A 3,717-nucleotide genomic window follows, 5' to 3' on the forward strand; every position below is an offset into this window, starting at 1 on the left:
CCCCTCAGGGCTCGATCAGGCCGCAGCGGATGGCGTAGCGGGTGAGTTCGAGGCGGTCGCGAAGGCCGAGCTTCTCGGGCAGGTTCGAGCGGTGCCGCTCGACCGTCTTGGGGCTGATCACCAGCATGGACGCGATGTCGCGGCCCGTGTAGCCCTCGGCGATGAGCTTCAGCACCTCCTCCTCCCGCGGCGTGAGCAGGGACGCCTCCGCCACGTCGCCGCGGTTCACGAACTCGCGGATCAGCGTCGCGACCGCCCCCGGGTACAGGAACGGCTCGCCCCGCATGGCCCCGCGACAAGCGCTGATGAGGTCGCGGTGCGCCACCGACTTGTGGACGTAGCCCGCCGCGCCCGCCTTGAGCGCCTCGAAGAGGAACTGCTCGTTGTCGTGCATCGACAGCATCAACACGGTCACGTGCGGATGATCCCGGCTCAGCTCGCGGGCCACCTGCAGGCCGGTCTTCTTGGGCATGGACACGTCCAGGATCGCCAGGTCGACGGGGTGCGTCGCGCAGAACTCCAGCGCCTCGACGCCGTCGCCGGCCTCGCCGACGACCTGGAACTCGGGCTCCCGCTCCAGCATCAGCTTGATGCCGTCGCGCAGCAGGACGTGATCGTCCGCGATGAGGATGCGGACCGGGCGGTCGGTCATCGGCTCTCCTTGCCCGCGAGAGGAAGGGTGAGGCTCACGAGCGTACCCGAGGGGGCCCGCGGCCCGATCTCGAGGGTGCCGCCGACGAGTTGGGCGCGCTCGCGCATGCCGGCGACCCCGACGCCTCCCGACGCGAGGGCGTCCGGATCCACCCCGACGCCGTCGTCCTCGACGGACAACCGGAACGTCCGGCCGTCCCCGCCCGCCGTCAGCGTGACGACCGAGGCGTCCGCGTGGCGCGCGACGTTCGTGACCGCCTCCTGCGCGATGCGGTAGACGGCGAGCTCCTGGTCGGCGGTCAGGCCGCCCATGTCGCTGAACGCGCGCTCGACGCGCGGCCCGCCGTGGGACGCCAGTTCGCTCGCCAGGGAGGTGAGCGCCGGACGCAGGCCGAGTTCGTCCAGGACGCCCGGCCGCAGCCGGGCCGCCATCCGGCGGATCTCGTCGAGGCTCGTGCGCACCTGCTCCTCGGCCCGCACGAGCGGCTCGGCCGGGCCGAGCTCGTCGCGCGCCCCGGCGATGCGCATGAGCGCCAGCGTGAGGCTCTGCCCGATCTCGTCATGCAGCTCGCGGGCGAGGCGGCGGCGCTCCTCCTCCTGCGCCTGCAGGATGCGTCCGGTGGAGCGGTCGCGCTCGTCGTCGAGCCTCGCCATCATCTCGTTGTAGGACGCCGCCAGCCGCCGCACCTCGCTGGTGCCGGCCAGCGGGGCGTGGGTGTGGGCGCGGGTCGAGTCGACGGCGTCCAGCCGGCGCTGGAGGGCGCCGAGCGGCCGCAGCAGCCCCCGGACGATCCACCACTGCACGACGAGCAGCAGGGCGAACGCGCCCAGCAGCTCCGCCAACTCGACCGGGTCGATCGGGTCGGAGACGGTCGCCGGGGAGGTCGCGAGCACGATCAGGAAGACGGCGAAGGTGGCCGCCGTGGCGAAGAACAGCTTCCAGATCAGCGACATCGGCGTCCCTCCTCCCGTGCCGTCACGCTACACCGGCCCGGGCGTCGGCGTCCCGGCGCGACAAGCGGGGATGGCCGCCCGGGACGAGGTCTCCGCGGGGCGCGGAGGCGTCCGCGAGGGCCCCTGTCGGCCCCATGGGGGCCGGTACCCACGGCGTTGGGTGTGCGCCCCGATGTGCCGCGCGGCCCCTCCTTGGCAGGGTGGAGGACACCCGGCGGGGAGACCGGCCGGGACACAGACACTGACAGACCAGACGTGGCCCATCGCCACGCCAGCGGACGCAGCAGAAGGAGGCCCGCTATGTCGCACACCCATGATCCGAATGGAACGAGGATCGTCGTCGGCGACGACGGATCCGAGGAGGCCACGGACGCCGTCCGGTGGGCCATCGGCTGGGCCGAACGCCAGGGGCTGGGCGTGGAGATGCTCAGCGTCCTGCGCGACTCGGAGGCCTGGTCGTTCGACCGCAGCGCCGCGCTCGACGCGGTGCGCGGGGACGTCGAGGAGGTCACGTCCGGGCTCAACGAAGCCCACCCGGGCGTCGAGGTGAGCTGCCGCGTCGAGTGGGGCGAGCCCGCCGAGCGGCTGCTGGAGGCGGGGGATCGGGGCGACGTCGTGGTGGTCGGGTCGCGCGGCCGCGGCGGCCTGGCGAGCGCCATCCTCGGCAGCGTGTCGGCCGAGATCGCCGTGTACAACCGTGGCCCGGTGTCGATCGTCGTGCCCGCCGAACTCAAGGAGTACAGCCCCGGCCCGGTCGTGCTGGGCTTCGACGGCTCCGACGAGTCCCTCGTCGCCGCCGCGTTCGCGGTCGCGCAGGCGCGGACCCTCGGCGCCACGCTGCGGGTGGTCAGCGCCTCGTCGATGCCGACCATGAACCGCGCCGAGCAGCTCAACCCCGACCTGTACCTGCACGCCGTCGAGCGCGCCCAGGACACGTTCGAGCAGAGCTGGCGCGCGTGGGCCGAACAACACGCCGAGGGCGTCGAGTGGGAGTTCGTCGGCGATGTCGGCGCGCCCGCCCGGGCCCTGGCCGACCACTCCGAGGACGCCGGCATGATCGTCGTCGGGTCGCGCGGGCTCGGCGGCTTCGGACGCCTGCTGCTCGGGTCGACGAGCCGCAGCCTGCTGTTCCAGGCAACGCGGGCCGTGGCGATCGTGCGGCCGGAGAAGCGCTGACGGTGCCCCGCATGTGCCTGCAGGACGCCCGCCTGGTCGTCGGCTTCGACGGCTCGCCCGCCGCCCGCGGCGCGCTGCGGTGGGCCCGGGACGTCTGGGCTGATCCCGCGGGCGTCCGGGTGGCCGCGGTGCACGTGCGGCGGCCGGAGGCGGGCGTCCTGCCGGACGCCGGGGTCGTCGACGTCACGAGCGCGGGCGCGGCCGCCGAGGCGCTCGTCGACCTGGCCGCCCGCGCGGACGCCCTCGTCGTCGGCGCGTCCGCCCGCGCCGAAGCCCCCGGACGCTCGCTGCCCGTCACGCTGGCCACCCGGGCCCGGCGTCCGGTGGTGATCGTCCCGGACGCCGGGCCCGCCGGACCGGCGCTCCGGCGCGTCGTGGTCGGCGTCGACGGCTCGCCCGAGTCGCTCGAGGCCGTCGACTTCGCGCTCGCGCAGGCCGCCCGCACGGACGCCCCCGTGCTCGCCGTCCTCTGCCGGGACGCCGCCGAGGCGCCCCGCGGCGTCCCCGACCGCCCGGACGTCGCCGCCGACCTCGACGAGGCGCTCGCCGGGCACGCCGTCGACGTGACCTACCGGGTCGTGGACGCCGCCCCCGCGGCCGCGCTGGCGTCCTTCTGCGCGCCGGACGCCCTCGTCGTCGTCGGCGGGCGCGGGTGCGGCGGATCCGCGGGCATGTTGCTCGGATCCGTGGGCCGCGACCTCATCCAGCGCGCCGACGGCCCGGTGGCCGTCGTGCGCGACGCCGGCTCGTCCGAGCCGACCCCCGACGAAAGGACACCCTTGTGAATCAGCTTCCGATCGACCCGATCCTCGCCGAGGACCTGCGCGACCTCGCGTCCCGCCCCGGCCCGTGGGCGACCGCGACCCTGACCACGCACCGCGCCGGCCCCGAGACGCGCGCCGGGGCGACCCGGCTGGCGAACCTGGCCGACGAGGC

Annotated in this window: 4 protein-coding genes; 2 read left to right on the forward strand and 2 right to left on the reverse strand. The window is 75.0% G+C overall.

Going from position 1 to position 3,717, the window contains the following annotated elements; all coding sequences use genetic code 11:
- Positions 1-4: 4 nt before the first annotated feature.
- Entirely contained in the window at positions 5-652 is a 648-nt protein-coding gene (locus WMJ97_RS14700) for a response regulator transcription factor (RefSeq protein WP_347349752.1), read from the reverse strand.
- Positions 649-1,605 (reverse strand): histidine kinase, encoded by a 957-nt coding sequence (locus WMJ97_RS14705; RefSeq protein WP_347349754.1) that lies wholly within the window; start codon positions 1,603-1,605, stop codon positions 649-651. The genes WMJ97_RS14700 and WMJ97_RS14705 overlap by 4 nt, the downstream gene beginning before the upstream one ends.
- 300 nt (positions 1,606-1,905) lie before the next feature.
- Here WMJ97_RS14705 and WMJ97_RS14710 point away from each other — a divergent pair, with 300 nt between their 5' ends.
- Together WMJ97_RS14710 and WMJ97_RS14715 are read left to right on the forward strand one after the other, a co-directional pair.
- Positions 1,906-2,781, forward strand: coding sequence for a universal stress protein (locus tag WMJ97_RS14710; RefSeq protein ID WP_347349755.1), 876 nt, complete (start codon positions 1,906-1,908; stop codon positions 2,779-2,781).
- An 11-nt stretch (positions 2,782-2,792) separates the two neighbouring features.
- The gene (locus tag WMJ97_RS14715; protein WP_347349756.1) at positions 2,793-3,566 is read left to right on the forward strand and encodes a universal stress protein; all 774 of its coding nucleotides are present in this window, start codon (positions 2,793-2,795) and stop codon (positions 3,564-3,566) included.
- Positions 3,567-3,717: the final 151 nt, after the last annotated feature.

The organism is Nigerium sp. (assembly GCF_039811905.1).
Classification (GTDB): Bacteria; Actinomycetota; Actinomycetes; order Propionibacteriales; family Propionibacteriaceae; genus Propioniciclava.

What these genes read in the sequence shown, in the direction of transcription:
- WMJ97_RS14710 (WP_347349755.1), top strand. Translation starts at nt 1,906, where the DNA reads ATGTCGCACACCCATGATCCGAATGGAACGAGGATCGTCGTCGGCGAC.
- WMJ97_RS14700 (WP_347349752.1), bottom strand. Translation starts at nt 652, where the DNA reads ATGACCGACCGCCCGGTCCGCATCCTCATCGCGGACGATCACGTCCTG.
- WMJ97_RS14705 (WP_347349754.1), bottom strand. Translation starts at nt 1,605, where the DNA reads ATGTCGCTGATCTGGAAGCTGTTCTTCGCCACGGCGGCCACCTTCGCC.
- WMJ97_RS14715 (WP_347349756.1), top strand. Translation starts at nt 2,793, where the DNA reads ATGTGCCTGCAGGACGCCCGCCTGGTCGTCGGCTTCGACGGCTCGCCC.